This is a genomic window from Qipengyuania sp. (assembly GCF_043423005.1).
Classification (GTDB): Bacteria; Pseudomonadota; Alphaproteobacteria; order Sphingomonadales; family Sphingomonadaceae; genus Qipengyuania.
Map to the genome: position 1 here is coordinate 14,190 of NZ_JBHWMI010000029.1, position 24,655 is coordinate 38,844.

At 62.7% G+C, this 24,655-nt stretch carries 26 protein-coding genes, 1 pseudogene and 1 riboswitch; of the genes and pseudogenes, 18 read left to right on the top strand and 9 right to left on the bottom strand.

Features of this window, described 5'->3' with window-relative positions; genetic code table 11:
* Positions 1-43 precede the first annotated feature (43 nt).
* The 11 genes from cobT (at position 44) to cobD (ending at position 11,272) form a co-directional block, all read left to right on the top strand.
* On the top strand, positions 44-1,123 hold the full coding sequence (gene cobT / locus ACHFFA_RS04825) for a nicotinate-nucleotide--dimethylbenzimidazole phosphoribosyltransferase (RefSeq protein ID WP_394269712.1): 1,080 nt from the start codon (positions 44-46) through the stop codon (positions 1,121-1,123).
* Positions 1,120-1,872, top strand: a complete 753-nt coding sequence (gene cobS, locus ACHFFA_RS04830; protein WP_038283353.1) for an adenosylcobinamide-GDP ribazoletransferase — start codon at positions 1,120-1,122, stop codon at positions 1,870-1,872. Before cobT ends, cobS begins: the two co-directional genes overlap by 4 nt.
* Positions 1,863-2,396 carry a histidine phosphatase family protein gene (locus ACHFFA_RS04835; protein WP_394269713.1) on the top strand — a complete coding sequence of 178 codons (534 nt, stop codon included), beginning with the start codon at positions 1,863-1,865 and terminating at the stop codon, positions 2,394-2,396. The genes cobS and ACHFFA_RS04835 overlap by 10 nt, the downstream gene beginning before the upstream one ends.
* On the top strand, positions 2,393-2,998 hold the full coding sequence (gene cobO, locus ACHFFA_RS04840; protein WP_008603669.1) for a cob(I)yrinic acid a,c-diamide adenosyltransferase: 606 nt from the start codon (positions 2,393-2,395) through the stop codon (positions 2,996-2,998). The genes ACHFFA_RS04835 and cobO overlap by 4 nt, the downstream gene beginning before the upstream one ends.
* Before the next feature lie 32 nt (positions 2,999-3,030).
* Positions 3,031-3,241, top strand: a riboswitch (cobalamin riboswitch).
* Between the two features lie 160 nt (positions 3,242-3,401).
* On the top strand, positions 3,402-5,285 hold the full coding sequence (locus ACHFFA_RS04845) for a TonB-dependent receptor plug domain-containing protein (protein ID WP_394269714.1): 1,884 nt from the start codon (positions 3,402-3,404) through the stop codon (positions 5,283-5,285).
* A 3-nt stretch (positions 5,286-5,288) separates the two neighbouring features.
* Positions 5,289-6,119, top strand: coding sequence for an ABC transporter substrate-binding protein (locus ACHFFA_RS04850; RefSeq protein ID WP_394269715.1), 831 nt, complete (start codon positions 5,289-5,291; stop codon positions 6,117-6,119).
* Entirely contained in the window at positions 6,116-7,093 is a 978-nt protein-coding gene (locus tag ACHFFA_RS04855) for a FecCD family ABC transporter permease (RefSeq protein WP_394269716.1), read from the top strand. The genes ACHFFA_RS04850 and ACHFFA_RS04855 overlap by 4 nt, the downstream gene beginning before the upstream one ends.
* Positions 7,090-7,863, top strand: coding sequence for an ABC transporter ATP-binding protein (locus tag ACHFFA_RS04860; RefSeq protein ID WP_394269717.1), 774 nt, complete (start codon positions 7,090-7,092; stop codon positions 7,861-7,863). The genes ACHFFA_RS04855 and ACHFFA_RS04860 overlap by 4 nt, the downstream gene beginning before the upstream one ends.
* Positions 7,864-7,869: 6 nt before the next feature.
* Complete coding sequence (locus ACHFFA_RS04865) at positions 7,870-9,330, top strand: cobyric acid synthase (RefSeq protein ID WP_394269718.1); 1,461 nt, start codon at positions 7,870-7,872, stop codon at positions 9,328-9,330.
* Positions 9,331-9,344: 14 nt separating this feature from the next.
* Positions 9,345-10,274 (top strand): adenosylcobinamide-phosphate synthase CbiB, encoded by a 930-nt coding sequence (cbiB, locus tag ACHFFA_RS04870; protein WP_063511969.1) that lies wholly within the window; start codon positions 9,345-9,347, stop codon positions 10,272-10,274.
* Positions 10,271-11,272 (top strand): threonine-phosphate decarboxylase CobD, encoded by a 1,002-nt coding sequence (gene cobD, locus ACHFFA_RS04875; RefSeq protein WP_151884688.1) that lies wholly within the window; start codon positions 10,271-10,273, stop codon positions 11,270-11,272. Before cbiB ends, cobD begins: the two co-directional genes overlap by 4 nt.
* Here cobD and cobU read toward each other — a convergent pair.
* Positions 11,262-11,768: a bifunctional adenosylcobinamide kinase/adenosylcobinamide-phosphate guanylyltransferase gene (gene cobU, locus ACHFFA_RS04880; protein ID WP_394269719.1), complete on the bottom strand. Its 507-nt coding sequence runs from the start codon at positions 11,766-11,768 to the stop codon at positions 11,262-11,264. The two genes, cobD and cobU, sit on opposite strands and share 11 nt — an antisense overlap.
* On the bottom strand, positions 11,765-11,959 hold the full coding sequence (locus ACHFFA_RS04885) for a DUF1289 domain-containing protein (RefSeq protein ID WP_082837365.1): 195 nt from the start codon (positions 11,957-11,959) through the stop codon (positions 11,765-11,767). The genes cobU and ACHFFA_RS04885 overlap by 4 nt, the downstream gene beginning before the upstream one ends.
* Positions 11,960-12,024: 65 nt before the next feature.
* On the opposite strand from ACHFFA_RS04885, the gene ACHFFA_RS04890 reads away from it, so the two are divergent.
* A complete protein-coding gene (locus tag ACHFFA_RS04890; protein ID WP_394269720.1) occupies positions 12,025-12,534 on the top strand; it encodes a hypothetical protein in 510 nt (169 codons plus the stop codon).
* Positions 12,535-12,938: 404 nt separating this feature from the next.
* Positions 12,939-14,459: an AarF/ABC1/UbiB kinase family protein gene (locus ACHFFA_RS04895; protein WP_011415083.1), complete on the top strand. Its 1,521-nt coding sequence runs from the start codon at positions 12,939-12,941 to the stop codon at positions 14,457-14,459.
* Positions 14,460-14,576: 117 nt separating this feature from the next.
* Here ACHFFA_RS04895 and ACHFFA_RS04900 read toward each other — a convergent pair whose 3' ends face one another.
* The 3 genes from ACHFFA_RS04900 to ACHFFA_RS04910 form a co-directional block, all read right to left on the bottom strand.
* Positions 14,577-14,870 (bottom strand): hypothetical protein, encoded by a 294-nt coding sequence (locus tag ACHFFA_RS04900; protein ID WP_394269721.1) that lies wholly within the window; start codon positions 14,868-14,870, stop codon positions 14,577-14,579.
* Positions 14,867-15,358 (bottom strand): hypothetical protein, encoded by a 492-nt coding sequence (locus ACHFFA_RS04905; protein ID WP_394269722.1) that lies wholly within the window; start codon positions 15,356-15,358, stop codon positions 14,867-14,869. Before ACHFFA_RS04905 ends, ACHFFA_RS04900 begins: the two co-directional genes overlap by 4 nt.
* Before the next feature lie 320 nt (positions 15,359-15,678).
* Positions 15,679-15,873, bottom strand: a complete 195-nt coding sequence (locus ACHFFA_RS04910; RefSeq protein ID WP_394269723.1) for a hypothetical protein — start codon at positions 15,871-15,873, stop codon at positions 15,679-15,681.
* On the opposite strand from ACHFFA_RS04910, the gene ACHFFA_RS04915 reads away from it, so the two are divergent.
* The 4 genes from ACHFFA_RS04915 to ACHFFA_RS04930 all read left to right on the top strand — a co-directional run bounded on the left by ACHFFA_RS04915 (position 15,874) and on the right by ACHFFA_RS04930 (position 21,282).
* Positions 15,874-18,816 carry a hypothetical protein gene (locus tag ACHFFA_RS04915; RefSeq protein ID WP_394269724.1) on the top strand — a complete coding sequence of 981 codons (2,943 nt, stop codon included), beginning with the start codon at positions 15,874-15,876 and terminating at the stop codon, positions 18,814-18,816.
* A gap of 102 nt (positions 18,817-18,918) precedes the next feature.
* Positions 18,919-19,731 (top strand): ribonuclease H-like domain-containing protein, encoded by an 813-nt coding sequence (locus tag ACHFFA_RS04920; RefSeq protein ID WP_394269725.1) that lies wholly within the window; start codon positions 18,919-18,921, stop codon positions 19,729-19,731.
* A 57-nt stretch (positions 19,732-19,788) separates the two neighbouring features.
* Positions 19,789-20,340, top strand: coding sequence for a hypothetical protein (locus tag ACHFFA_RS04925; protein ID WP_394269726.1), 552 nt, complete (start codon positions 19,789-19,791; stop codon positions 20,338-20,340).
* A 114-nt stretch (positions 20,341-20,454) separates the two neighbouring features.
* The gene (locus ACHFFA_RS04930; RefSeq protein ID WP_394269727.1) at positions 20,455-21,282 is read left to right on the top strand and encodes a hypothetical protein; all 828 of its coding nucleotides are present in this window, start codon (positions 20,455-20,457) and stop codon (positions 21,280-21,282) included.
* Between the two features lie 205 nt (positions 21,283-21,487).
* Here the strand turns inward: ACHFFA_RS04930 and ACHFFA_RS04935 are convergent, their stop codons facing one another.
* On the bottom strand, positions 21,488-21,622 hold the full coding sequence (locus ACHFFA_RS04935) for a hypothetical protein (RefSeq protein WP_394269728.1): 135 nt from the start codon (positions 21,620-21,622) through the stop codon (positions 21,488-21,490).
* A gap of 205 nt (positions 21,623-21,827) precedes the next feature.
* Positions 21,828-22,172, bottom strand: coding sequence for a hypothetical protein (locus tag ACHFFA_RS04940; RefSeq protein WP_394269729.1), 345 nt, complete (start codon positions 22,170-22,172; stop codon positions 21,828-21,830).
* Between the two features lie 410 nt (positions 22,173-22,582).
* Between ACHFFA_RS04940 and ACHFFA_RS04945 the strand changes: the two genes are divergently transcribed.
* Positions 22,583-23,374 (top strand): hypothetical protein, encoded by a 792-nt coding sequence (locus ACHFFA_RS04945; RefSeq protein WP_394269730.1) that lies wholly within the window; start codon positions 22,583-22,585, stop codon positions 23,372-23,374.
* Here the strand turns inward: ACHFFA_RS04945 and ACHFFA_RS04950 are convergent.
* Together ACHFFA_RS04950 and ACHFFA_RS04955 are read right to left on the bottom strand one after the other, a co-directional pair.
* Positions 23,371-23,922 (bottom strand): hypothetical protein, encoded by a 552-nt coding sequence (locus tag ACHFFA_RS04950; protein ID WP_394269731.1) that lies wholly within the window; start codon positions 23,920-23,922, stop codon positions 23,371-23,373. The genes ACHFFA_RS04945 and ACHFFA_RS04950 overlap by 4 nt on opposite strands.
* Positions 23,919-24,647, bottom strand: a pseudogene (locus tag ACHFFA_RS04955) (hypothetical protein). The gene ACHFFA_RS04950 and the pseudogene ACHFFA_RS04955 overlap by 4 nt, the downstream one beginning before the upstream one ends.
* Positions 24,648-24,655: the final 8 nt, after the last annotated feature.

Here is a 24,655-nt window from a genome sequence, read left to right on the forward strand (position 1 = left end):
TGGCGACACTGCTCGGGCTCGCAAAATGGCCCTGCCCTTGCCAATGGACCTCCACAAGCGCTCGATGCGTATGGCTTTGTCATGCCGTTCCAAAGTCATTCTGTATTCGCTAAACGCGCATCGTATGACCCGAGCCGACTTCCAGCGCCTGATCGACGACAAGACTAAGCCGATAGGGTCATTGGGAAGGCTCGAGAGCCTTGCAGTTCAGGCTGCTGCGATCCTTGGCGACATGACTCCGTCGAATGCTTCGGCATCGTTGACCATTTTCGCAGCTGATCATGGGATTGCCGCACAGCGTGTGTCCGCGTTCCCGCAGGAGGTTACCGGCCAAATGGTCGTCAACTTCCTTGCAGGCGGAGCCGCTGCGAATGTCATCGCGGCGCAATTCGACATACCGGTGACCGTCGTTGACTGCGGAATCGCGCATCCGCCGCGCCGACGTGATGGGCTTATCGATCTGTCGTTGGGAGGGGGAACGGCCGACAGTTCGACAGGGCCTGCGATGTCGCCCGAGACGGCAAGGAAGGCGATTGCGCAAGGGCGACATTTCGCATGCGGTATTGAAAGCAAGATCGTCTGTTTCGGCGAGATGGGCATCGCGAACACTTCCGCTGCAGCCCTGCTTGCGCACAAGCTGAGCGGCATTTCCGTGGCCGAACTCGTCGGGCGAGGGACGGGCCTCGACGATACCGCTCTCTCCCACAAGCAAGATGTTCTCGAACGCGCAGCTGCGCGGACTGGAGCGCTTGCGCCGATTGAAGCGCTGGCCGACCTCGGCGGCTTTGAGATCGGCACGATGGCGGGTGCAATGGTTGGCGCCGGGACATCGAATAAACTTGTGGTGGTCGATGGCTTTATAGCGACCGCTGCCGCCGCGCTTGCGCGGGCGATCGAGCCAGACTGTGAACGGGCCTTTGTCTATGCGCATCGCTCGGCAGAACACGGCCATCGGACGCTGCTCGACTGGCTAGAAGCCGAACCACTGCTTGACCTCGACATGCGGCTGGGCGAAGGGACCGGCGCGTTGTTGGCCGTGCCGATTATTCACGCCGCGCTCTCGCTTTTCGGCATGGCAAGCTTTTCTCAGGCAGGGGTGTCCGGCGCTCCCCCGATTTCATGAAGCGTCCATTCGCCGCCGCTTTGGCCGCGTGGGTGTTCCTAACGCGACTTCCTTTGCCCGCGGCGCAGCTCGACGAGAGCGATTTCGAGGCCGCGCCCGGCTTCTATCCGCTGGTCGGCGTGTTGATCGGCGTAATCGGCGCTGCCGCTTTCGCGCTCGGCTGGGCGATCGGCGGGGCCTTCATCGCAGCGATCTTCGGCACTGCGGCTACCTTGCTGGCAACCGGTGCATTTCACGAGGATGGCCTGGCGGACCTGTTTGATGGGCAAGGCGCGACAACGTCTGAGCGGATGATGGAGATCATGCGCGACAGCCGGCTCGGCACATTCGGAGCCGCAGCGCTGTTCATAGTTCTGCTGCTCAAGATCGCGGCACTGGCGCAACTCCCTTTCATGGTCGCACTCGCCGCCCTGCCCGTGGCGCACGGAGCCTCGCGCCTGTCGGCAGTGATCGTGATCGCGACAAGTCGTTACGCACGTGCCGAGGGGATCGCCAAGCCGGTTGCGAAGGGGATCGGAGCAGCGCCGCTGGTGGTGGCGACGCTCACCGGGATCGCTGCGGTCGCAATCGGTGCGACCATTCTTGGGCCCGGCGCAGCGCTATGCGGCTTGGCCGGCCTTGCCATCGGCCATATCTCGACGCGGCTGCTCTTCGAGCGTAAGCTTGGCGGCTATACTGGCGATTGCCTCGGCGCGGTGCAGCAGATCAGCGAAGTCGGTTTCTATCTTGGCACCCTCGCATGGCTCTGATCCTGCTCCGCCATGGCAAGCCGCAGATCGAAGCGGGCGTTTGCTACGGCCAGTCGGACGTTCCCGCCAAAGCCTTTGACCAGAAAGACCTTCATGCACTGGTGGCCGCGTTGCCCAGCCGCTTTGCACGGATCGACAGCAGCCCACTGATCCGATGCACTGCGGTGGCGGAGCAGTTGTCCGCGCATTTCGACCTTCCCGTCCACGCCGACCCGAGACTGATGGAGATCGATTTCGGGAACTGGGAAATGCAGGTGTGGGACGATATTTCTCGTCACGAGATCGATGAGTGGGCAGAAGATATCGAAGGTGCTCGCCCGCACGGAGGGGAGAGTGTCGCGCAAATGGCTGAGCGGGTTCGCACATATCTGCTCGATTCCGCGAGGATCGAGGGACATATCCTTGCCATCACGCATCTCGGCGTCGTCCGTTGCGTCGCCGCGGCCCTCGGTCGACCTAACCCATTTGAACTCGAACTCGGCTTCGGCCAGTTCCTCACCGTTGAACCAAGAGGGGGCGTATGAGCGAGACCGACAGCGATACACACAAGGAGAAGATGAAGGAGCTGCAGGCCGCGCAAGCGAAGCGGCGCCGGGAGCTCAAGGATCCAGAACGCGGCCTCGTGCTGGTCCACACCGGCGATGGGAAGGGCAAGTCGAGCTCGGCCTTCGGGGTCATCGCCCGCGCGCTGGGCTGGGGACAGAAGGTTGCCGTGGTGCAATTCATCAAGGGCAAGTGGAAGACGGGCGAGAAGAAGTTTTTCTCGCGCTTCCCGGATTTGGTGGACTGGCACGTCATGGGCGACGGTTTCACATGGGATACGCAGGACAGGGATCGCGATATCGAAGCCGCGGAAACGGCATTGGCCAAGGCCGGTGAGTTGATCGCGAGCGGCGACTACGCCTTGGTCGTGCTCGACGAAATCAATATCGCGTTGCGCTACGAATACCTGACGCCCGCGGCAGTGATCGAGGCGCTGGAACGCAGGGGTGATACCCGGATCATCCTTACCGGGCGGGACGCTAAGCCCGAACTGATCGATTATGCCGACACCGTCACCGAGATGGCCGAAATCAAGCACGCCTACCACGCCGGTATCCGCGCGCAGCAGGGCATCGACTTCTAGCAGGCAAGGATTGACAGCAACGGACGAGGCGAGCATTGGCGCGGACAGACGGTGCTGCAGGTGCGAAATCGCCTGAAGCTAAGAGGGAAGCCGGTGCGATACCGGCGCTGTGCCCGCAACTGTGAGCCAGGAGCCCCGAACCAACACGTCACTGGCCAAGCCCTGCACTGGGTGGCGCCGGGAAGACGGTTCGAAGGCGTTGATCGGCAAGCCAGGAGACCTGCCGTCGCGTCGTTCGTCCGGGGCCGGGTCCAGCCCAGTGGGACAGGAAAGTTCTTTTCCGAAGTAACGACAGCCAGGCCGGTTACCGGCGCTGCGGCTCTCGGCGAGCGGCAGCGGGCCATCTGTCGAGTTGACCATGCGGGCACCGGAGCCTCCGCGTGGGCTGGCTTTGGATTTTGCAATGAAAACCGTACTCTATCTGTCCGTCGCGGCATCGGCCGTGGCGCTGTGTTCGACCGGAGCATTCGCCCAGTCGGTCGATCGCCCCGAAGACGAGGAACTGGGCTCCGAAACGATCGTCGTCACCGCCAATCGCACCGAACGGGCGATCAGCCAGGTAGGTGAATCGGTCACCGTCGTCGAGGAAGAGGAAATAGTGAACCGTCAGCCGAGCGATGTGCTCGATGTGCTGCGCACCGTCCCCGGCGTCACCTTCAACCGTAATGGCGGCATCGGCACTAATGCTGGCGTCTCCATCCGCGGGGCCGAAAGCGACCAGACCGTTGTGCTGATCGACGGCGTGAAGCTGAACGATCCGGCGTCGCCCGGCGGCGGGTTCAATTTCGGACCGCTGCTGCTGGGCAATATCGCCCGGGTGGAAGTGGTGCGCGGTTCGCAGAGCGTGCTCTACGGCAGCCAGGCGATCGGCGGTGTCGTGAACCTAATCACGCGCGAACCGACCGAGGAACTCGGCATGTTTGCCCGTGCCGAATATGGCGCGCGCGATACGGCGGAACTGACCGGCAATGTTTCGGGTCGGTTCGGCCCGGTCGCGGCCAGCATCGGGGCAAGCTATCTGCATACCGACGGCATCTCTGCCTTCAGCGAAGCGCGGGGCGGGGCCGAGAGGGACGGTTTCGAAAGCCTTGGCGTCAATGGCAAGATCGACATAGCCCTGAGCGAAAACCTCTCCATCGATCTGCGCGGCTTCTACGCCGACGGCGAAGTGGGCATCGATGGCTTCCCGGCTCCCGATTACGTCTTCGCGGATGTCGATGAAGTTTCCTATCGCAACGATTTCGTTGGTTATGCGGGGCTGAATGCCGACTTCCTCGACGGTCGTTTCCGCAATCGGCTGGGCTTCGCCTACACCAATATCGATCGCCGCAACTTCAACTTCGATACCGATACCGAGACGTTCGACGCCAATGGCGAGAATCGTCGCTACGAGTATCAGGGCGTGTTCGACGCCGCCGAGTTTGTCGAACTGGTCTTCGGGGCCGAGCGCGAGGAATCCGATTTTCGCAGCGGCACCGATGAAGCCGACGTCTGGATCAACAGCGTCTACGGACAGGTCAACCTGAGCCCCGTGACAGGTCTCTCGTTGACCGGGGGCGTGCGCTACGACGATCACGAGACCTTCGGCGATGCAACGACTTTCGCGGCCAGCGGCGCCTACACTCCCAATAGCGGCGATACCGTGGTGCGGGCCAGCTATGGCGAAGGCTTCAAGGCCCCATCGCTCTATCAGATCTATAGCACCTACGGGAATCCGGCCCTTCTGCCGGAGGAATCGGAAAGCTGGGATGTCGGCATAACGCACAGCTTCCTCGATCGGCGTGCGCAGATCGGTGTCACCTATTTCGAGAGGGATTCGACCAATCTGATCGGCTTCGTCTCGACCGCGACACCGCCTTTCGGCTTCTACGACAACACCGAACTCGCATCGGCGAAAGGCTGGGAGTTCGGACTCGCGGTCCGTCCGGTCGACGGCTTCGATGTCGCGCTGAACTACACCGATATCGATGCGATCGACGAGACCACCGGCAACAAGCTTGCCCGGCGTGCCGAAGACAAGGCCGACTTGGTGGTCGATTACCGGATGAGTAACGGCATCGGCATCGGAGCCACCGTTCTCGTTGTCGGGGACAGCTTCGACAATGCAAGCAACACACGGCAACTGGGCGGCTATGTGGTGGCCGACCTTCGGGCCAGCTACGGTGTCACCGAGCAGCTGGAGATCTTCGGACGGGTCGAGAACCTGTTCGATGAGGAATACGAGACCGTTTATCGTTACGGCCAGCCCGGTCGCGCGGTATTCGGCGGCGTGCGCTTCCGGATGTAGTCGATGATGCGGGCGATCCTCTCGGCGCTGGTGTGCCTCTCGCTCTGTGCCTGTTCGCAGGTGCCCGAGCGGGGCACCGATGCGCCGCGACGGATCGTCAGCCTCGATTATTGCGCCGACCAATATGTGCTGAAATTCGCCGATCGCGAAGATATCCTCGCGCTGTCGCCCGATGCGGGGAAACGCTTTTCCTACATGCGCGCGGCGGCCGACGGTATCCCCACGGTGCGTCCGCGCACGGCGGATGTCCTCGCGCTACAGCCCGATCTGGTGGTGCGGACATATGGCGGCGGGCACGACATTGCGGACTTCATGAAAGAGCCGGGCGTGCCGGTCGTGCAGATCGGCTTCCCCCAATCGATTGACGAAGTGCGGGGCGAAGTGCTGCGCGTGGGGACCGAACTCGGCAAGCCCGAGGAGGCGGCGGAACTCGTCGCCGAGATGGATCGGCGCCTCTGGGCGCTCGCCGAAAGGCCCCGGCCTCGTCGCGAAGTTCTCTACATGACCCCCGCCGGTGTGACCGCTGGCGAGGGGACACTGGTGCACGAACTGTTCGTGGCGGCCGGCCTCGAGAATTTCCAGGATCGCCCCGGCTGGAATCCCCTTCCGCTCGAACGCCTCGCCTACGAGCGCCCCGACCTGATCGCGGCGGCGTTTTTCGAGAGCGCGACCAACCACGTCGACAACTGGAGCGCGGCGCGCCATCCGGTGGCGCAGGCGCAGCTGCGCGAACTGCCGGTCGTCCCGTTAGAAGGAGCATGGACGGCTTGCGGTGGGTGGTTCCTGCTAGACGCAGTCGAAGCGCTGGCGACATCGGGGGAGAACACGCGATGAATCGGGTGGTGTTCATCCTGCTGGCAGGTCTGGCGGGTGCGTTGGTTCTTTCGGTCGCGCTGGGTTCGGTGCCCTTGCCGCTCGACCGCGTGCTGGCTGCTCTCGCATTTCAATCGAGTCAGAGTGACGAGCTGGTGGTCTGGCAAATCCGCCTGCCTCGTGCGCTCGCTGCCGCGTTCGTCGGCGCGGCGCTGGGGATAAGCGGGGCGGCTCTTCAGGGCCTGCTGCGCAATCCGCTGGCAGAGCCGGGCATCCTCGGCGTTTCGGCTACCGCCGCGCTCTTCGCGACTTTCGTGCTTTATTTCGGTCTCGCGACTGCCGGTCCACTCGTCTTGCCATTGGCTGCGGTCGCGGGGGCGCTGATCGCCACCCTGCTGGTGGCGCTGGCCGCGATCCGCACCCGCTCCGTGGTCACGCTGATCCTGATTGGCGTCGGCCTTTCGAGTTTCTCGGCGGCGATCATGGCGCTGCTGATGAATCTCGCGCCCAACCCGTTCAGCCTTGCCGACATGGTCAACTGGATGCTCGGCACGGTGGACAATCGGAGCTTCGACGACCTGATCTTCGCGCTGCCCTTCATGGCGATCGGGGTGGTGGTGCTTCTTGCATCGCGCCGAGGCCTGTCCGCGCTCGCCTTGGGAGACGAGGCGGCCGAAGGAATGGGACTGGACCTCAGGCGGCAACGGCTGGCGGTCATCATCGGCGCCGGCCTGGCGACAGGTGCCGCTGTGGCGCTTGCTGGTGCGATCGGCTTTGTCGGGATCGTCGCGCCGCATCTGGTGCGGCCTTTCCTGCGCTACGATCCGGCACGGCTGCTGGTGCCATCGGCTATGCTCGGCGCTCTGATCCTTATGCTGGCGGACATCGGCGTGCGGGTTCTGCCGACCGATAGCGAGCTCAAGTTGGGCGTGGTCGCGTCACTGCTCGGTGCACCGGTATTCATCTGGATCGCTGCGCGACGGAGGCTGGCATGAGCATTCTGCAAGCTAGCGGTCTGAGCTACGCGGTGGACGGCAAGCCACTGGTCGTCGATGCTGGCTTTTCGCTGGAACCAGGGGAACTCACCGCGCTGATCGGCCCCAACGGGTCGGGCAAGACGACTCTGCTGCGCGTCGCGCTCGGCCTTCTCCAAGCAGAAGCCGGTTCGGCGTCAATCGATGGCGAGCCGGTCGCTCGGCTTTCGCCGGTCGAGCGGGCGCGCAAGATCGCCTACCTGCCGCAGGCCCGACCGCTGGTCTGGCCGCAACCGGTTCGCGACGTCGTTTCGCTCGGGCGGTTCGCCTATGGCGCAGCTTTGGGGCGGCTGTCAGCGGGCGATGAGGCGGCGGTTTCTCACGCGATCGGGGCCTGCCAGCTGGACGGTTTCGAAGAGCGGGCAGCCGATACCCTATCGGGCGGTGAATTGGCCCGTGTGCATCTCGCGCGTGCGCTCGCTGCCGAGACTCCGCTGGTCATTGCCGACGAGCCGGTCGCCGCGCTTGATCCGCGTTACCAGCACCAGACCATGCGGTTGTTTGCCTCGATGGCGCAGGGCGGGCACGGAGTGCTTACGGTCGTCCATGATCTCGATCTCGCGCTGCGTTACGCCAACCGCGTCCTTTGGATGCACGAAGGGCGGATTGTGGCGGATGGGACGCCAGAAGATACCTTTACCAGCGAGCGTCTGCGGCGCGTGTTCGGAATCCAGGCGGAGATTTCCCGCAATGGCGCAAGTTTCCGGCTCGACATCCTGGGCCCCGCGTAACGCAGGATGACCGGTCGCGCGATCATGCTGCAGGGCACCGGCTCGGACGTTGGCAAATCGCTGCTGGTGGCGGGGCTTTGCCGGATCGCTCGGCGACGCGGGATCGACGCGGCACCCTTCAAGCCGCAGAATATGTCGAACAATGCTGCCGCCTGTCCGGGTGGAGGCGAAATCGGTCGAGCGCAGGCGCTCCAGGCTCGCGCTGCGGGGCTGCAGCCGTCGACCGACATGAACCCCTTGCTCCTCAAGCCCGAAGGCGACCGGCGCGCGCAGGTCGTCCTGAACGGCAAGGCGCTGCGCAGTGAAGAAGCAGCAGCGTATATGGCAAATCGGGGAAGTCTGCTTCCCATCGTGATCGAGGCATTCGATCGGCTGAGATCGGCGCACGATCTCGTTATCGTCGAGGGCGCGGGCAGCCCGGCGGAGGTAAACCTGCGCAAGGGCGACATCGCCAATATGGGCTTTGCGCGCGCGACCGATGTTCCCGTAGTGCTCGTTGGTGACATCGATCGCGGCGGGATTATCGCATCGCTCGTCGGCACCCGAGCCGTAATCGACACCGAGGATGCCGAGATGATCGCAGGCTTCGCCATCAACCGCTTCCGAGGCGACCAGGCCCTGTTCGAAGATGGCGTGCGTTTCATCGAAGACCGCACCGGCTGGCGTAATTTCGGCATCGTGCCGTGGCTGGCCTGTGCTGCGCGGCTGCCCGCTGAAGACGCTGTGGTGCTGGGACAGGCGAAACCGAAAGACGGGGCCATTTTGATTGCCGTGCCAATGCTTTCGCGGATCAGCAATTTCGACGATCTCGATCCGCTTCGTGCCGAGCCGGATGTAGAGGTCCGCTTCATTCCTCCCGGCCAGCCCATTCCGCGCGAGGCCGGTGCAGTCATCCTCGCAGGCACCAAATCGACCTTGGCCGACTTGGCAATGCTGCGGAACGAGGGGTGGGACTACGACATCATCGCCGCCTGGCGCACAGGCGCGCACATCGTCGGCCTGTGCGGTGGCTTCCAGATGCTGGGCAATCGGATCGAGGATGCCGACGCCGCGGATGGATTGGCAGGGACTGCGGATGGTCTGGGCCTGTTCGACATGACGACGGTGATGACCCACAAGAAAGTGGTCCGCCCCATCAGCGGGACTACAATTGCCGATGATGACGCGGTGACAGGTTACGAGATTCATACCGGTCTTTCGCAGGGGCCTGCGCTGGAGAAGCCCTTCTCTCGCTTGGAAGACGGCGTCCTTGATGGCGCGGTCGCAGCGGGCGGACGTCTGATCGGCACCTATCTTCACGGTGTGTTTGCAAGCGACGCATTCCGTTCGCGCTGGCTTGAGAAATTGCGTAGCGGCCGGAGCAGCACGCTCAATTACGAAGATGGTGTCGACACAGCGCTGGACGAACTAGCCGAAGGGCTCGAGGAGGCCCTCGACGTTGACGCTTTGCTGGCGCTTGCGCGGTGACCGCGGCATGGATCATGGTGGCAGGGCTCGCGATCGAAGCCGTGGTCGGCTGGCCCGAAGCGGTGGACAAGCGGATCGGGCATCCTGTCCGCTGGTTCGGCTGGCTGGTCGAGCGGACAGAGCGTCTGGGCAATCGCCAATCACGGAGCAGATCGGCGCGGATCGCGACGGGCGGTCTTGTTACTCTGTTTCTAGTGGCGCTTGCGGGCTTGATCGGTCTGGCCATCCAGCTGCTTCTGCCAGCCGGATGGCTAGGCCTTGCCCTGATTGCCCTCGTCGCCTCCAGCCTGATCGCTGCGCGCTCACTGCGCGAACACGTTGCGGCGGTCGCCGAGGCGTTCGACACTACAGGGATCGAGGCTGCGCGGCATTCGCTCAGCCGCATCGTTGGACGTGCGACCGCTGAGCTGGATGAGCCCGCCATCGCCCGTGCCGCCATCGAGAGCTTGGCAGAGAACACTTCGGATGGCGTCACTGCACCCTTGTTCTGGGGTGCGCTTTTCGGCCTGCCGGGTCTGTTTGCCTACAAGGCAATCAACACGCTCGATTCGATGATCGGCCATCGCAATGCGCGCTACGAAGCTTTCGGTAAGATTGCCGCCCGGCTCGACGATCTCGCCAACCTGATCCCTGCACGCCTGACGGGTATTCTTTTCGCGCTATGTGCCGGTTCGGGCCGGGCTATACTAGTCATGTTTCGGGACGCCGGCAGGCACCGTTCTCCCAATGCAGGGTGGCCGGAGTCCGCGATGGCGGGCGCGCTCGGCATCAGACTGTCGGGGCCGCGGACTTATGGCGAAACGACGAGCAACGACCCTTGGCTCAATTCGGGAGCAAGAGACCCATCAGGAGCCGATATCCGCCGCGCCTTGGCTCTTTATCGGTGGGTAGTCATCGCCATGGCGATCATCTTGGCGCTCCTGGGCTGGATCAACGTGTCATGACCGATCTCGACCTTGTGTCAGGCCATGGCGGACGGATCGACGCGATGGCACGCGCGTTTCCCGGCGCGCCACTGCCATGGATCGACCTGTCGACCGGCATCAATCCGTATCCTTATCCGTTGCCCCCGATCGCACCCGATGCATGGGAGCGCTTACCGGGCGAGGTGGCCCGCGCATTCTGCGAAAGCACCATGGCGGAGTCGTTCCGATGCGATCCGTCTTTTTGCCGCGCGGTCGCCGGGACGGAAGTCGTCATCCGCCAGCTGCCGTCGATCCTGCGTGCTCAAAGAGTCGCCGTGCGCGCTCGAAGCTATGCCGATCATGCGGAAAGCTGGCGACTGGCGGGGGCGAAGGTGGTCACGCATTCCGATCCCTTGGCATTGGCCGGGGAGGCTGATGTCGTAGTAATCGTGAACCCCAACAACCCTGATGGGCATCGTTGGTCTATCGAAGCCATCGAGACAGCGCGCGCTACACTCGCCCATCGTGGTGGCTGGCTGATCGTCGACGAGGCCTATGCCGACCTCAATCCCTCGCTAAGTGCGGCTCCGTTTGCGGGACGCAAGGGGCTCATCCTCTTGCGATCCTTCGGCAAGTTTTTCGGGCTTGCGGGTGTGCGGTTGGGTGCCGTGCTCGCTACGCAGGAGATCTTGAGCAGCATCGAAGATCGCCTCGGCGGATGGGATGTGTCGGGCCCCGCGCTGGATATCGGTGCGGCAGCCTATGCTGATCATGACTGGCAGGCCGCTACGCGCGGACACCTTGCCGTGCGAATGCAGGAGATGCACGCCCTTTTCGCGACCTCGGCGTTGGAAGACCGTGGCGGAACCGATCTTTTCCGGTTCGTCCGTGGATCTGACGCAAATGCGCTCTGGCGGCGACTTGCTGAGCAAGGCATCGCCGTGCGCCGGTTCGTCGGGGAAGCGCATCACCTCCGCATCGGCTTGCCCGCCGACAAAATCGCGTTTTCACGGCTTGCACGAGCGCTCAACCCTTGAGACGAAGGGGGAGCCCAGCGACCACGAGTTCGACCGTGTCGGAAATCTCGGCCAGCCGCTGGTTCAGCCGTCCCTGTTCGTCGCGGAAATCGCGGCCTAGTCGATTTTCCGGGACAATGCCCGAGCCGACCTCGTTACTGACCAGCACGACATTTGCATTAGCCCGCGCAATACTCTCCACCAGCGCGTCGGCTTCCCTTCCGATGTCGAGTTCGGCAAGCATCACGTTCGAGAGCCACAAGGTGCAGCAATCGACGAGCACCGTGCCTGCGTTGACCGATGTAATCGCACGAGCGAGTTCGATCGGTGCCTCGATTGTGTGCCAGAAATTGGCACGTTCTTCACGGTGCTGACGGATTCGCTCGGTCATTTCATCGTCATACGCCTGCGCGGTGGCGATGAACTTGTGCGGCCCCCGCATGCGGCCGCATATCGAAAGAGCGTGGCGGCTCTTGCCCGATCGAGCACCGCCGAGGATCAAATGAACCAAGCTCATAGAGTGAAGCCCTCGACTCTTCGCCTCTCAGCAGCCTGGATTACGGCTCGCCTTTGGTCAGGCGACATTTCGGACCACTCTGCAATCTCATCGAGCGTTCGGCCACAGCCCGTGCAGACATTTCCATTTGCCGACAATCGACATATCTTCTGGCATGGCGATTGCGGGTCATCAATGGTCGTTGCAGGCATGAGAATGGCTCTAACTCGTGCTGGCGGGGCTGGCAAAGTGCACGGACCTTTGCGGTAAGCGAATGATGAAGCGACTTGTCAGCTACGAAAACCTTCTCTCCTGCATCACGCGAGATGAGAGCCATCATGTTGCCACGCTTGACTGGAAGGCGTTTCTGCACCTCTCTCCTATTCTCTGGCTGCGGCGTAGGGAAGCACGTGCGGCGCTGCGGAAATACCTGAGCGGGCTTCAGGGCGCCAAATGGGAAGTCGATACCGTTCGTTTTCCAATCGGAAGTCAGATCGACGAACAGGCACTGAACTCGATCACAGGCGATATCGCTGGCGCTCTAGACGCGATTGCAACGAAGGCCATGACACCGAAAGAGATCTGCGAGGCGCTCAACATTACGAAGCAGGAAAGATTGCGGTGGACCAAGGATGGTCGCCTCAAGACATCCGGGGTCGTGAGCTTCAGGAGGGCCAACACCGTAAGCATCTCGACTTACTCTGCACACGCGATTCACGAATTGATGAAAGACCATAGCGTAATTGAAGGTTGGCGACAGAAAGACCTCGATAGTCGAAAATCCTAGCCTCGAAGCTACAGCCATTGTGGTTCACAGGGGTGTAATTTGGTCAAAAACCGTGACCGACAGGGATGACGCAGATTTGCACTACAACGCGGTCGGCCGCTTTCACATGTAAGCCAATCAAAAGCGAACCGACGGCTAGCGGCCCATGATTTGTCATCGAGTGCAGGCGTGCTGACGGTCGAACTCGGGAAGTCAATATCGTATTGATGATGCCCGAAAATTAGCGTGGAACGCCGACGTCGCTGGACCTTAAATAGCCTTTCAGTGCAGCGGACAACATGGCCGCAACGCAACCCCCACGTGGGATAAGCTACGCCAGATTTCCTCCGCTTGGACAATTGGGCGCGATCGCCCAAGCAAGTTAGCTGTGGAACAGAAGCTGCAGCGTGCCCATATGCTAAGCCATGTTGAAGACCCTTCGTATCGCACGCCGGGACCGGAAGCGCTTGGAGGAACTATTCAGCGTCACTTCCCGCTATGGACTCGGCCTTCTGCTGGCGCGGATAGGGCTGGACCGGACGGGCAGCGACGATGCCGGCGACGGGTCGTCACATAGCCTGCCTCGGCGGACCCGCCTTGCCATGGAAGAGCTTGGGCCAACCTTCGTGAAGCTCGGCCAGATCCTGGCGACACGCGCCGATCTCCTATCTCCGGAATGGATCGCCGAACTCGAGCAATTGCATAGCAAGGCGCCGACGCTTCCCTTCGAGGAGTTGCGACCGATTGTCGAGGAGGCGCTTGGTGAGGCGCCCGAATGCACCTTTGCGGAATTCGATACAGAACCGCTGGCGGCGGCCTCCATGGCGCAGGTCCATCGTGCGACGCTGCACGACGGGCGCGCGGTGGTGATCAAAATCCGCCGGCCCGGCATTCGTCCGAGGGTGGAGGCTGATATCCGGCTCCTTGCGCATATTGCGACCCTTGCGGAACGCGGCAGCACCGAAGCCAAGCGCTTCGGACCGAGCCGGATGATGCGGCAGCTTGCGGACGCGATGGTCGAGGAACTCGACTTCACGAATGAAGCGCGCAATGCTGATCGTCTGCGGACGGATTTCGCGAACGAGCCCAGTGTCGTTGTGCCCGAAATCCACTGGGAATGGACGTCCGAGACGTTGCTCGTCATGGATTACATAAACGGTGTGCCGCCGAGCAATGCGCAGGCTCTGGTCGCTGCAGGGCTCGATCCGACCAGAATAGCAGCGCTGGGCGCCGACATGGTGCTCGACATGATATTGGTGAACGGCCGGTTCCACGGCGATCCGCACCCGGGGAACCTTCTCTGCCTGCCGGGCAACCATATAGCTCTGCTGGACCTGGGCATGGTTGGTTATGTATCTCCGCGCAGGAGAGAGGAATTCGTCAGCTTCGTGCAAGCGCTCAGCACTGGCAGCCCCGCGCAGCTCGCCGACGTGCTGACGCGGTGGTCAGTGGGCGACGACGTTCCGGCCGACCGCGTGCTCTCCGCATCCGAACGGCTGATCGCGCGCCATGGCAGCGGTCGATTGGTTCTGGGCGCCATGGTAACCGATTTCCTAGGGCTGATGCGCGACGAGCGCATGACGTTACCACCTGATCTTCTCCTGATCTTCAAGGCGCTGATCACGATGGACGGCGTGTTATCGAAAATTGAACCGGATTTCGACCTGACGCATGCCATGCGACGCTCTTCGTTTCGAATCGCGCAAGCGCGGTTGTCGCCCGAGCACTGGGCTCCCGTTCTGCAGGGCGTCGCCTGGGAATTGCTCAAGATCGGAGATGATGCGCCGCGCCTGATCCGGGCAGCGATCCGCCGGTTGGAGCAAGACAGAACGCCGCCGGCTTCATCGCCTTCGGATCGCAGCCGCGCGAGTGCCGACATTCGCTGGGTTGCAGCTGCAATCGTCTCAGGCGCCGTGATCATGGCGATAGCGCCCTGGTTTTATTAAGCCGTGGTCGGCGAGCCCGTCGAATTTCGGTTGGGTCATTAGCTGAATGGCAGCCTTGTGCGCTCACGCCGCTAACATCGGACAGTCGGCTTGCGGCCTCAATCCAGTCAATACCTGTCAGGACAGCGTTTTCGTCTGTTCGGCGATTTGGAGCATCACGGCAATGGCCCTCTCGATATCGGCCTGCGCCAAGAAGTGCTGATAGACTTCCAGGTTTTCGTCGTAAGCACGCTCCATGTCGTGCGCGATCCGCAAATGTCGGTGCGCACTCGCAGGATCTTCGGCTAAGACCCTTGCATAATTCCGCGCCATGTCGTGATACGCGGCCATAATCTGTCTGGCCTCTTTGTAGCTGGACACTGAAACCATCTCCCCGCGCACGGTGGTCATGGTCTTAGGCTGATCACTCATTCGTCGTCTCCTCGAAGCTGGGGGTGGGCAGTGCGCAGCTCCAACCAGTCGGCAGCTTGACCGCGGGTGGACAATTCGGGCGGTTCGATCCGCGCGGTCTGGCAGACGTTGGCGATCAGGAAACGCTGGTTGCGGGTGACAGGTCGCTTGCGCCAAGATGCGTTCGCACCCTTGTCGCCATTTGCATCCCAGCTCGCCCTTGCGGCACGATATGCAGCGCGGCGTCGCTCCAACTCGGCAGCCTTGCCCAAGACGTGGAGCTCCTCGGCGCGGGTGTCGATGATTTTGCGAATGAGTTCACCGATCGGCATGGTGGCGCGAAGGGGCTGCATCGCCTCGACGAACAGGTATTTTGTGTCCTTCGACAGCAGTGCATCAAGCGCGGGCGCATCGCCGCGCCGCAACCCGATCAGGGTCAGCACACCGCCAAGGGCATATTTGTCTGCATCGTCGTGATGCTGCTCGTGCGATGAAATGCGACTCGACATGCCATTGGCGTATGGCTTGGCGCATGTCCGTTCGACGGTGGCGCAATGATGACGGCATTAGCCGGGCGGATTTTCGAACCTCGCGCTGCTTGCCATGGAAGATGTCTGCCAACCATGCTGCGCGCATGATGGCCCCGACCAGCACACTCGGACAGCGGACTTGAGACAGGGTTAGTTTTCCGAGCGGACGCGCCTTCGTCCTCCAAACCCATTGCACCACCAGTGAAGGGTGTAAGTGGCGAAGATAGGGTTGGGGGGTGTCAGTCGAGAGAAACCTTTCCCGTTCGGGAAGGGGCCAGGAGCCCCGGACACCCCCCACTTCAGGCAAGGGCCAATTCCTGTTCGTCTTCGTCGACGGCGACTTTGTAGCTGTCGATCGGCAGGGCCTCAACGCGCTTTTCAAACGCCGCCAGAACGATGCGACCCAGGCCCGGCTGCGAGACGCGGCAGCACGCAAATGGGCAAGGGGCGAACGCAGCGCCGACCGGCGCGCTCGTCGTCGGCTCGAAAAGCAAATGCGCGAATGGAATCGGGCAGGAAATTGCCGGGTCCGCGTGCGCGCCCCTCGGTCCGATGCCGAAACCGAGCGGCTCGAACGACAACGCCAGCGGCAACGCGCTAAGCTGGCGCCCGTAACTTCCCTCACCAGGCCGCTACGCGGGCTTCCCAGGTATCGCGCCGTCATCGTCGACAAGGCCGGCCGGCGCGGGATCTTCGTCGACTTCGTCTACGATTCCGCCAAGGACAACCGCTTCGGTGTGGCCAGGCGACGGGTCGAATACATGTTCAAGGATGGCCACGCCGAACTGGTAGACGGGCAGATCATCTTCCGCTCGAATTTGGGCGAGAGTTACGGCGAGATCATCGCGGCGGTGACCGTGATCGAGACCGCCAACAGGTCGGCCCGCAAGAACGCCAAGGTCGGAACGAACGCCATCTACCAGTTCGCCGCCGATCTCGACCAGGCGGGACGGCTTCGCGCGATGAAGCTGCTCGCCGCCAAGTACGAAGCGCTCGGGCTTGCCTATGTGATGGTGCCGCATGTGCCGTCCCCCGGCTCGGACCAGCGCAATTTCCATGTCCACGTATGGTCGACGATCCGGCCAATGGAGCGGGTTGGCCCTTACGAATGGAATATTGGGCAGCAACTGCGCACCGATTGCGACGGGCCCGATGCTCTTTACGACCTGCGCCGGACATGGGCCGAGATTTGCACCAAGGTCAGCCACGAGCGAGGGGAGCGCTATCGCTACACCCATCTCGGCAACGCCGAACGCGGCCTCCCGCACCGAGCGCAGGAGCGTCTGGGAAAGCTTCAGGTGGACAACTGGCGCAAGGGCAAGCACGAGGAGGCGGTCGCCGCAATGGGGGCGACGATCGCCGCCAACGAAGCTCTTGTCGCGGAGATCGACCAGCGCAAAGCGCACGAGAAGGACGAGGCGGCACGAACATCCTCCGATGACCTCGAACGTCTCGCAGCCACCAAACATGGGTCGCGACCGGCACCGGCCCGGCGGATCGAGTCCGGGAAGGAGATGCAAGACGTTCCCGTCGCGGCGACGGAGACCGGCTCATCGTCCGGTCGTTCGCTCGCGCCCACCGATCTTGCAAAGTCCGTCCCCGGTCCAGCGGCGGGTCCAGTTCCAGCTGCAGCAGTCAGCCCGCCAACTGGCCCAAGCATGCCGCCCGAGAAGGAAAAGCGGCCGCAATTATTGCGAGCGCCTCCAGCGACACCGGTGCCGAGACTGAAACCGACGCCCGATCACCCGCACCCGATTCCGCTCGCACCGACGCCTTCACCGACAGCGCCTATGCAGCTTTCACCGGTTGGCACATGGCCGACGCCGCCTGCATTGTCGGCTTTTGCCGGTGAGCGGCCACCGCGCCTGACCGCGACGCCTGAACGACAATCAGCGCCGAAGCTCGGACCCACCCGGGTTTCTGCTGTAGTCCGGCTTACGCCGATCACCGTGCCCCGACCCATCGCGCTGAAACCCATCCCACCGATGCCATCGCCACCGAAGCTGTCAGCAGCGCCGAAGAGTATCGTTCCGCTTCCACTCAAGCCTACGAGCAATATTCGAATCGTCGAACTCGCTCCGGTATCGCGTCCAGGCATTCCGGTCCTTACGCCCGTAATCCGTCCGCCAAACCCTGTTCTCACGCCGACCCCGAAGCCGCTCGAATGCCCCGTTCTAACCGCGACATCGAGCGTGACGATCCCGCGCCTGCAGCCGACAGCGTCCACGCCCGTGCCCCGGCTTTATCCGGTTGGCAGACCGCCAGTTCCTTTCCTCACCCCGACGATGCCCGACCCGGAGCGCGAGCAGCGCGACGATTTCACGAAGCGCTTGCTGTTCGGGCGCCTCTCGCTCGGCCTTGCCATCCAGGGCGCGCAGCTGTCCATGACGGGCGAGCGTCTCGCGCATGGCCGTGCTGCGACGGGCGAGGAAGAGGCTTTGCTCGATCGGGCAAGCCTGGAAGTATTCGCGGTCAATCGTGCGGTCGCGTTGCGTGCGAAGGCCACGATTGGCCGGCTCGTGGCTCTTTACATCGAGCGCGAGGACCGGTCGGACCCTCATACCCCGGCGATTGCATCATTCGCATCCGGCAACCGTTCCATCGGCATTTTGCCGCACGCTCAGGAGGCGGTTGCCGAGGCTCATCCATCAGAGGTCCAGCCCGGTAAGGCAATGCGCGCCCCACCCCCTACTGGTGCGTCCGATACCTCGGCAAGCGGTGGCGGGTTGGGGATTTCGCCCTCGCGCTCCTCCGATGTCGAGCAGTCCGGTGAAGACCTGGTTGATGAGACAGATTGGCGTCGCAGTGGTCGGGCTGTCGATCCACTGGAGCGGATACAGTGGTGGTTCGCCGACATGCGCCGCCAGCAACGAAAACGCCTGGTGCGGTTCCGAGGAAGCATGCTTGCGCTGCCGCAGGATGTCCTTGCGCAGCTCGAGCTCACGGTTAACGAATTTGCTACCCCCGAAATGCAAAATGCGCTGCGAGCAGAACACATCCAACAGATCGATGATATCGGGCGCATCGTCGAGCACTTCGCCGCCAAGCCCGGAGACCTATACGCTGTCACCGGAGGAAGGCGGGCGCATCAGGACGTGCCGCGCGACATACGCGAAGAGGTCGACCGGTGGCTGATGGAACCCATTGTTCAATCGGCACTGTGCGAGCTGTCCGCGATGCACGATGTAGTTGCCGACAGCCCTCAATATCAGCGCCGCATCGACCTGCTCCACGACATCATCTATCCTCGCGCACGCGTTCAAGCGCGGCCGTTGGATGACACGCAAACCGGGCCTCGAGGAGCAGCTGTATCTCCCGTCGAAACCGACACTGGCGTGGCGATTAAGAACGATCATGAATCGCCTGCCGACGAGACAGCGCCCCGCCCGGTTGGATGGCCATTTCCCGGGTCAGATTCGGGCCGCGGGGGCGCTTAGAACAGAATGGTGAAGTGGCCGGGGTGAGCCCGGTTGAAGGAATGGAAAAGGGAGCAGGACGCTCGCTTGCGTTCCGCCGGGTTCAGGCCGGAGGCCGTACCCATGAAGTATCAGAAATTCGACTATCCCGAATGCTACCAGACCGATCACGTCCAGGTGCTCGATATCGAGACGCTTGCGCCGGTAAACGAGGGCGGTTCATTCCCGCCCTGGCCGCTCCACGAGCCTGTGTGCGCCAGCGTCCTCACACAGAAGAAGGTCGGCGACGATTATGCGTTCGACATCGAGACGGTCGACTTCGCCAACGAACGCGCGGGCCTTCGCCGGCTGTTCGAATTGCTCGATCCGGGAGCGACGTTGGTCAGCTGGAATGGGCGGGGCTTCGACGTCCCCGTCCTCCAGCTTGCCGCCGCGCGGCAGCGGCTATTCGAGGACAACGCTCTGCGCACAGCCTGGATGGCACCGCGCTGGGCGATCACCCACGCCGACCTCGCCGAACTTTACGGACGTTTCGGCGGAGCAGGACGACCGAGCCTGGCGAACGTGTGCAAGGCGCTTGGCATCGACGCGAAGACCCAAGGCAGCGGCGACAGCGTCGCGGCGATGATCGCCGACGGTCGCGAGCAGCAGGTGTTCCGCTACTGCGAGGAAGATATCACCATCACCTGGCTGGCGTGGCTCCATTACGCCGCCGCGCGATATGCTGATGGCGGCAAGCTCGCACAGCCACTCGCCGCCTTCGACCGCTGGCTCGCCGACGATACCGAGGGGCGTTTTGCCCACCTCAGGCACCTGCGCAATCTCCCGCTCTTCCGTCACGCTCGCGAGGCGGAACCTGTCTTCCGCCTCGATCGGCTTATCGAGCGGACCGACAGGCGCGTGAACATCGCCAACATGCGCCCCAGCGCGATGTGAGCTGACTTTCCTTGCCGAGACAGAAGGCAGGGATGGGAATTGAAAGGAAAATTCGAAATGACTGACACGTTCACCGCGTGCTGCCTGCGCACGCGTCCTGCCGACGCAAACGACCGAGGCGACACGATCTACATCCACGCAGCCGGCGCAGCCCGCTTCGTTTTCGATAACGGGCACTGGACCGTCCATACATCAAGCTGGGTGTGCGGCGGGCACTCCGATCCGGATGGCAGTGCCCTGCAGTGGATCGCGAACCAGGCCGTCATGCAGCCGCTCGTGTTCTGGTCCATGCCGGAGTTCGTTGGGCAGGCGATTGCGCTGGTCGATCAGGTCGACATCTCGGGCAACAACGATCCCACCGACGATCTGAAGGCGATACGCATGGCTGTCTGCCGGAGCGCCATTCCCTCGGTACAAGCATACTATCCGCGTACCGAGATCCTAACGGGTCTTTCGCCTAATGATGAGCGCAACCGCGAGCTCCTGACCACAATGCTGGGGACGGGCGACACGTCGCTCATCTCCCTGCACCGCTCGGTCATTGCCGAGGCCGAGTTCATCGGGCGCCTAGCAATCAACGCACTCGGACGCGGAGCCGAGCTCGACTGACCATGACAGCGAACACTCACCGCCAGCGCGCCCCGCCTTGGGGTATAGTTGCCTCACCAATGACATTCTTCCGCCCGCTGCATGCGGGCTTTTTATTGCCCGGAGTAAATCAACATGACCGACCAGACTTCCGATCTGCTGCCCGTCGAGCAGCAAGCCGACCTGCGCCAGAACACCCACACGCTTGGCGAGGAGGCAGCGCTGTTCCTCGCCGACCGATCCGCCACCAGTCCATGGCACCGGATAATCGTCTGCGACTTCGAGTTCCTCTACGATATGGACGCCTTCAAGCGTTATCAGGTCGCCGAAAACGATGCCACGCAAGGCTTCGTCCGCTGGCCGTTCCACCGGATCGTCGCGGGCGCATGGTGCATGCTGACTATATCGCCGGACATGGATCGACCTGTCGTCACCAATGTCGAAGCGATTACGAACCAGCCCGAAGAGGACATCGTCGGCGCGTTCTTCGCCCTGTGCTCGGCGTTTCAGGACGCCAGGATCATCAGCTGGGGAGGAGAAGCCAAGGACTTTCTCTGCCTTAAGCGCGCAGCGATGGAACGCGGCATGATCTTGCCGCCGCAACTGCGCGATCCCGCACCTTTCGCGCGCACGCGCCTGGACCTCTCGAGCGCGGTGCGCTCGCTCGGTCATTACGTCCATCTCCCGGAGTTCTGCGAGGCCATCGGCGTTGCCTCGAAGCCGATGCCCTCGAAGGACATCTCGCTCGCGGTCAGGCATGGCGCATGGGACCATGTGGAGACGCAGGTCGTGGCTGACGTCTGCACGATCGCACAGGTGGCCTGGCGCTATTTTCTTGCGACCGGGGCGGCCTCTGGTGCGCCTGATGCTGGTGACGACGCAGTCCTTGCGGCGCTCGCCGAGAGGTTTCCAAATGATGCTTGGCTTGCAAGACTAGCGAAACCGCTTCAGCTGGCAGCGTGAACTAAGGGCCCCGGCGACAACGTCGGGGCCCTCGTGGCGCAACGGCGATAGACCGAATATCCCAAGCAGCATTAGCATTCTGCGGGTTCGGCCGCGCAAAATGCGGTGAAGGCATGAACAATGCTCCCTTTTTTTGCCGCTAGCTTCGCATGCGCTCTCTAGCTGCGACCGGTTCCGCGCCGTAGAGCATCATGCGCCGCCTTCGTCATTCGTCGTCGACGAATGTGAACTCGGCAGTATCCAGCGGAAAGGCATCGTGGTCGTCGTCGAACCTGTTCCCCGTATCGTCTGACCGTGCGTTGACCGCAGGGATATTCACCGCCACCTTGTGTTCTTCCATTAGTCCATCTCTGCTGTCTCCTGCTGCTGTGGATTGCGCAGCCGGCTCGGCGACAATTCGGCTCAGAAGCAGCGCGAGTGTTTCGGTTGTTCGGCGTGCTTCCTCCAGCGCAGCTTCGGTTCCGGTTAGTCGGCCCTGGAGATCTTCGAGACTTTCGCGCGGGGTCGCTTCTTGGTCTAGCGCCTCCTCGAGACGCTGCTCCGTTTCAGCTGCGACGTCCTCGAGGTCGGTAATCTTTGCCTCGAGTGCCTTGATCTGCGCGCGCGCCTTCTACGACCTCGATCTCTGTCTTCTCGCGGTCCGTGGCGATGTGCCGAGCTACGACTTCGTTCACGATCGTCCGAACCCGAGCGATGTCATCATCAGTGACGTATTGCTCGGGCTCCGGCTCCTCGAGTTTCTCCTTGTACCTGTCGCGGTGCTTGAGCAGGGTCTTGAGACTGCCCCTGTCCCCCACAGCTGTTCGGATCTCCCGTGCTGGGATCTGCTCGATGGCTTTCCCTGTCGCTCGGATGGTGTCGACCGCCTCGACTACCTCATCGTAGGTCACGGGGTTTGTTCCGTGTGACATCTTGTACACTCCTGTACGCCGTACGGGGTGTACGTACGGCTTATTGAAACAGGCGCGTCTGGGTGAAGTCGCGCCGCCCGGCGGAAAATGCGCAAGGCGACATCCCTAATAGGACGGTATCCCTATTCCGTGGCAAGTGCCTCCGGGCGGAAATGCGACGGAATGCGAAATTTTTTTCACCAGCGTCGCGACGATGGCCTCGCGGCGCCGATTTTGTGTCGAAGCGGAACAGATCTTGTGTTGGCGGAGGAGTTCTCGGACCGACGAGTTGATGAGAGCTGGTCTTAACTTCGCCTTTATCTTTGAGCGCTAACGTGCCGGATGAGCGTGTCCATATGTGCGGTATCGCCCGTACAAGTTGTAGCCTTTTGTGGGCGCTCCGGTCGTGAGTGGACAAGCCACGGATACGACATCCCGACATCCATGAACGACAGGACAGGTGCGCCCGGCGCGCATCGGATCGTCGTTTCGTCCACAAAAGGCTCGCCATGACGAAAACTTCCCCTTCCACCACGACAATGCGCCGTTCGAAAAAAATTCGGACATCGTGTCCGAAAAAATCCGGTGCGGCGCATGATCATGTGGAAGCCGAAATCCATGCCTTCGATCCTGCCTCGCCGCAAGCACGCGAACTCGAGGCGCGCTACCGCAGCAGCGACTTCAACGCGGCGGCGGCTCTCAACGCTCGCAAATGCCGCGGGAACGCAGACGATCTGCTCAGTGCGGCGATGGTGCATGCCCTTCGTCGGCCCAACTGGGCCGAAGGCGTTCAGGGCCGTATCGAAGGCATCCTGTCCAGCCATGCGTACACCATCAACCGCACGCGCAAGCGGATGCAGCTGAAAGGTGTCGAGCTGATGTCGGATAACGACGGCGCCATCGTCGACAGGCATTGGCCCAGCCATCGCGACCCAGCCACCGAGATCGAGCGCGAGCGGCGACGCGCGGGGGCGACAAGGGCGCTCGAAATTATCGCCGGCGACGACCCGGAGATGCGCGCCTTGATAGACGGCATCTGCCAGCGTGAACGAGGGCGCAAGCTGCGCGGCATGCTCGGCATCAGCGAACTCGAACTCGCAGCGTTGCGTCGCCGGCTCAAGCGCACTGCGCAGACGGTGTGCCGGCCGCTATGTGTCGATGGCGAGATCGACCCGGACCTTCTACAGGACTTCGCGGCCTAGCACGATCGGCATGCCCTTCGCCCACCGCGTCGTTTTGCCGGTGCGGCGGGGGTGAGGCTGGCTACCCATCGCTCAAGCTCGGCCAGTTCGCTTGTCGATAGCTCGCTGACGCGGTGGCCGCGACCTGCGGCGGCGAGATGCGCCAAACTGGCGGGCAGCGGCGCGGGCTGGCCGTTTAGATAGACCGACACCGTACGATCAAACAGCAGGACCGGCTCGCGCACGTCTCTGTCCATCTCAGCCTGCGTAGGATGGTAAGCCGGATCGAGACGCTCGTAATCGCCGTCCTTGCCCATGCGGTACACAGCATCCGAGCGGTTACTGTGTCGTTGCTGGTAGTCGCCGTGCGACATCTTCTCCGCGACCTTTCCTGCCCAGAGCATCAGGCCGCGCTCCATCGAGCCGGAGCGGAAGCCCAAGATCCAGTCGCCAGGCCGCGCGATGCGGCGTATCACCGGCTTGCAGGTGGCGAGCGAGATCAGGCCGCCGTCGGGGCAGGGCGCCATGCCGCTGTCGTGGGTCAGGATGTAGCGATAGGCGCGGGTCATATGCGGATTGCCTCGATCATGGCGTCGATCCAGTCGCGCGCTTCGGCATCGTCACCGATGGCGCAGACGAACTCCTGTCCGCGCGAGACGAGCTGCAGGTAACCCGGCTCCGCCCAGCGCCATGGCTTGGCGTGGTAGCTGAGGCCGTTCGCTTCGATCCAGGGCGGCACGCACCACTGCGACAAGGGGCCGCCCGGGCGCGTCATGCGCAAGCTGTCGTGCGCCTGCCGTGCGGCAACGCCCTCGCCGCGATAGATGACATCGTTGGTGACGCGCCGGTCGAGCACGTGCGGGTGTTGCAGCGCGACCAGCTCGGCGCGCTCCCCGGCTGACAGTGCATCGACCGGAGTGGCCGTGCGGACCTTGCAGTAGCCGAAAATGCGGTGGTGCCGCTCTCCAGTGTGCGGATCGGCGAAGAGGCCGAAGAACAGGAACACATCGCCCGGGCCGACGTCATGGCGGGCGAGGTGCGACTGCGCTGCGCCGCATTGGCCCAGCAGGCATTCGCCGTCGTGAAACATTGGATCGTGGTGGCAAAGCTAGTCGGCGCTAATGCGACCGCGCGTGATCCGCTCAACAACCTCACCCAGGCCGAGGTCAGCGTAGGTTGTCGTGGAACTGGTCGAAGCGGGGATCGGAATGCTGACGGGGCGACCGTCGATGATCGGCGAGGGGCATTTGCCGGCCGCTGAATCGAAGCCCTTGCGGCTGAGGATCAGCTTCATCGTATCGC

Coding starts and splice junctions, on each gene's coding strand:
- ACHFFA_RS04845 (WP_394269714.1), top strand. CDS start 3,402: ATGAAAACCGTACTCTATCTGTCCGTCGCGGCATCGGCCGTGGCGCTG.
- ACHFFA_RS04885 (WP_082837365.1), bottom strand. CDS start 11,959: ATGCCTGCAACGACCATTGATGACCCGCAATCGCCATGCCAGAAGATA.
- cobD (WP_151884688.1), top strand. CDS start 10,271: ATGACCGATCTCGACCTTGTGTCAGGCCATGGCGGACGGATCGACGCG.
- ACHFFA_RS04930 (WP_394269727.1), top strand. CDS start 20,455: ATGACCGACCAGACTTCCGATCTGCTGCCCGTCGAGCAGCAAGCCGAC.
- ACHFFA_RS04925 (WP_394269726.1), top strand. CDS start 19,789: ATGACTGACACGTTCACCGCGTGCTGCCTGCGCACGCGTCCTGCCGAC.
- cobS (WP_038283353.1), top strand. CDS start 1,120: ATGAAGCGTCCATTCGCCGCCGCTTTGGCCGCGTGGGTGTTCCTAACG.
- ACHFFA_RS04860 (WP_394269717.1), top strand. CDS start 7,090: ATGAGCATTCTGCAAGCTAGCGGTCTGAGCTACGCGGTGGACGGCAAG.
- ACHFFA_RS04855 (WP_394269716.1), top strand. CDS start 6,116: ATGAATCGGGTGGTGTTCATCCTGCTGGCAGGTCTGGCGGGTGCGTTG.
- ACHFFA_RS04900 (WP_394269721.1), bottom strand. CDS start 14,870: ATGAGTGATCAGCCTAAGACCATGACCACCGTGCGCGGGGAGATGGTT.
- cbiB (WP_063511969.1), top strand. CDS start 9,345: ATGGTGGCAGGGCTCGCGATCGAAGCCGTGGTCGGCTGGCCCGAAGCG.
- ACHFFA_RS04950 (WP_394269731.1), bottom strand. CDS start 23,922: ATGACCCGCGCCTATCGCTACATCCTGACCCACGACAGCGGCATGGCG.
- ACHFFA_RS04905 (WP_394269722.1), bottom strand. CDS start 15,358: ATGTCGAGTCGCATTTCATCGCACGAGCAGCATCACGACGATGCAGAC.
- cobU (WP_394269719.1), bottom strand. CDS start 11,768: ATGAGCTTGGTTCATTTGATCCTCGGCGGTGCTCGATCGGGCAAGAGC.
- cobO (WP_008603669.1), top strand. CDS start 2,393: ATGAGCGAGACCGACAGCGATACACACAAGGAGAAGATGAAGGAGCTG.
- ACHFFA_RS04890 (WP_394269720.1), top strand. CDS start 12,025: ATGAAGCGACTTGTCAGCTACGAAAACCTTCTCTCCTGCATCACGCGA.
- ACHFFA_RS04895 (WP_011415083.1), top strand. CDS start 12,939: ATGTTGAAGACCCTTCGTATCGCACGCCGGGACCGGAAGCGCTTGGAG.
- ACHFFA_RS04935 (WP_394269728.1), bottom strand. CDS start 21,622: ATGGAAGAACACAAGGTGGCGGTGAATATCCCTGCGGTCAACGCACGG.
- ACHFFA_RS04865 (WP_394269718.1), top strand. CDS start 7,870: ATGACCGGTCGCGCGATCATGCTGCAGGGCACCGGCTCGGACGTTGGC.
- ACHFFA_RS04915 (WP_394269724.1), top strand. CDS start 15,874: ATGCGCGAATGGAATCGGGCAGGAAATTGCCGGGTCCGCGTGCGCGCC.
- ACHFFA_RS04920 (WP_394269725.1), top strand. CDS start 18,919: ATGAAGTATCAGAAATTCGACTATCCCGAATGCTACCAGACCGATCAC.
- ACHFFA_RS04850 (WP_394269715.1), top strand. CDS start 5,289: ATGATGCGGGCGATCCTCTCGGCGCTGGTGTGCCTCTCGCTCTGTGCC.
- cobT (WP_394269712.1), top strand. CDS start 44: ATGGACCTCCACAAGCGCTCGATGCGTATGGCTTTGTCATGCCGTTCC.
- ACHFFA_RS04835 (WP_394269713.1), top strand. CDS start 1,863: ATGGCTCTGATCCTGCTCCGCCATGGCAAGCCGCAGATCGAAGCGGGC.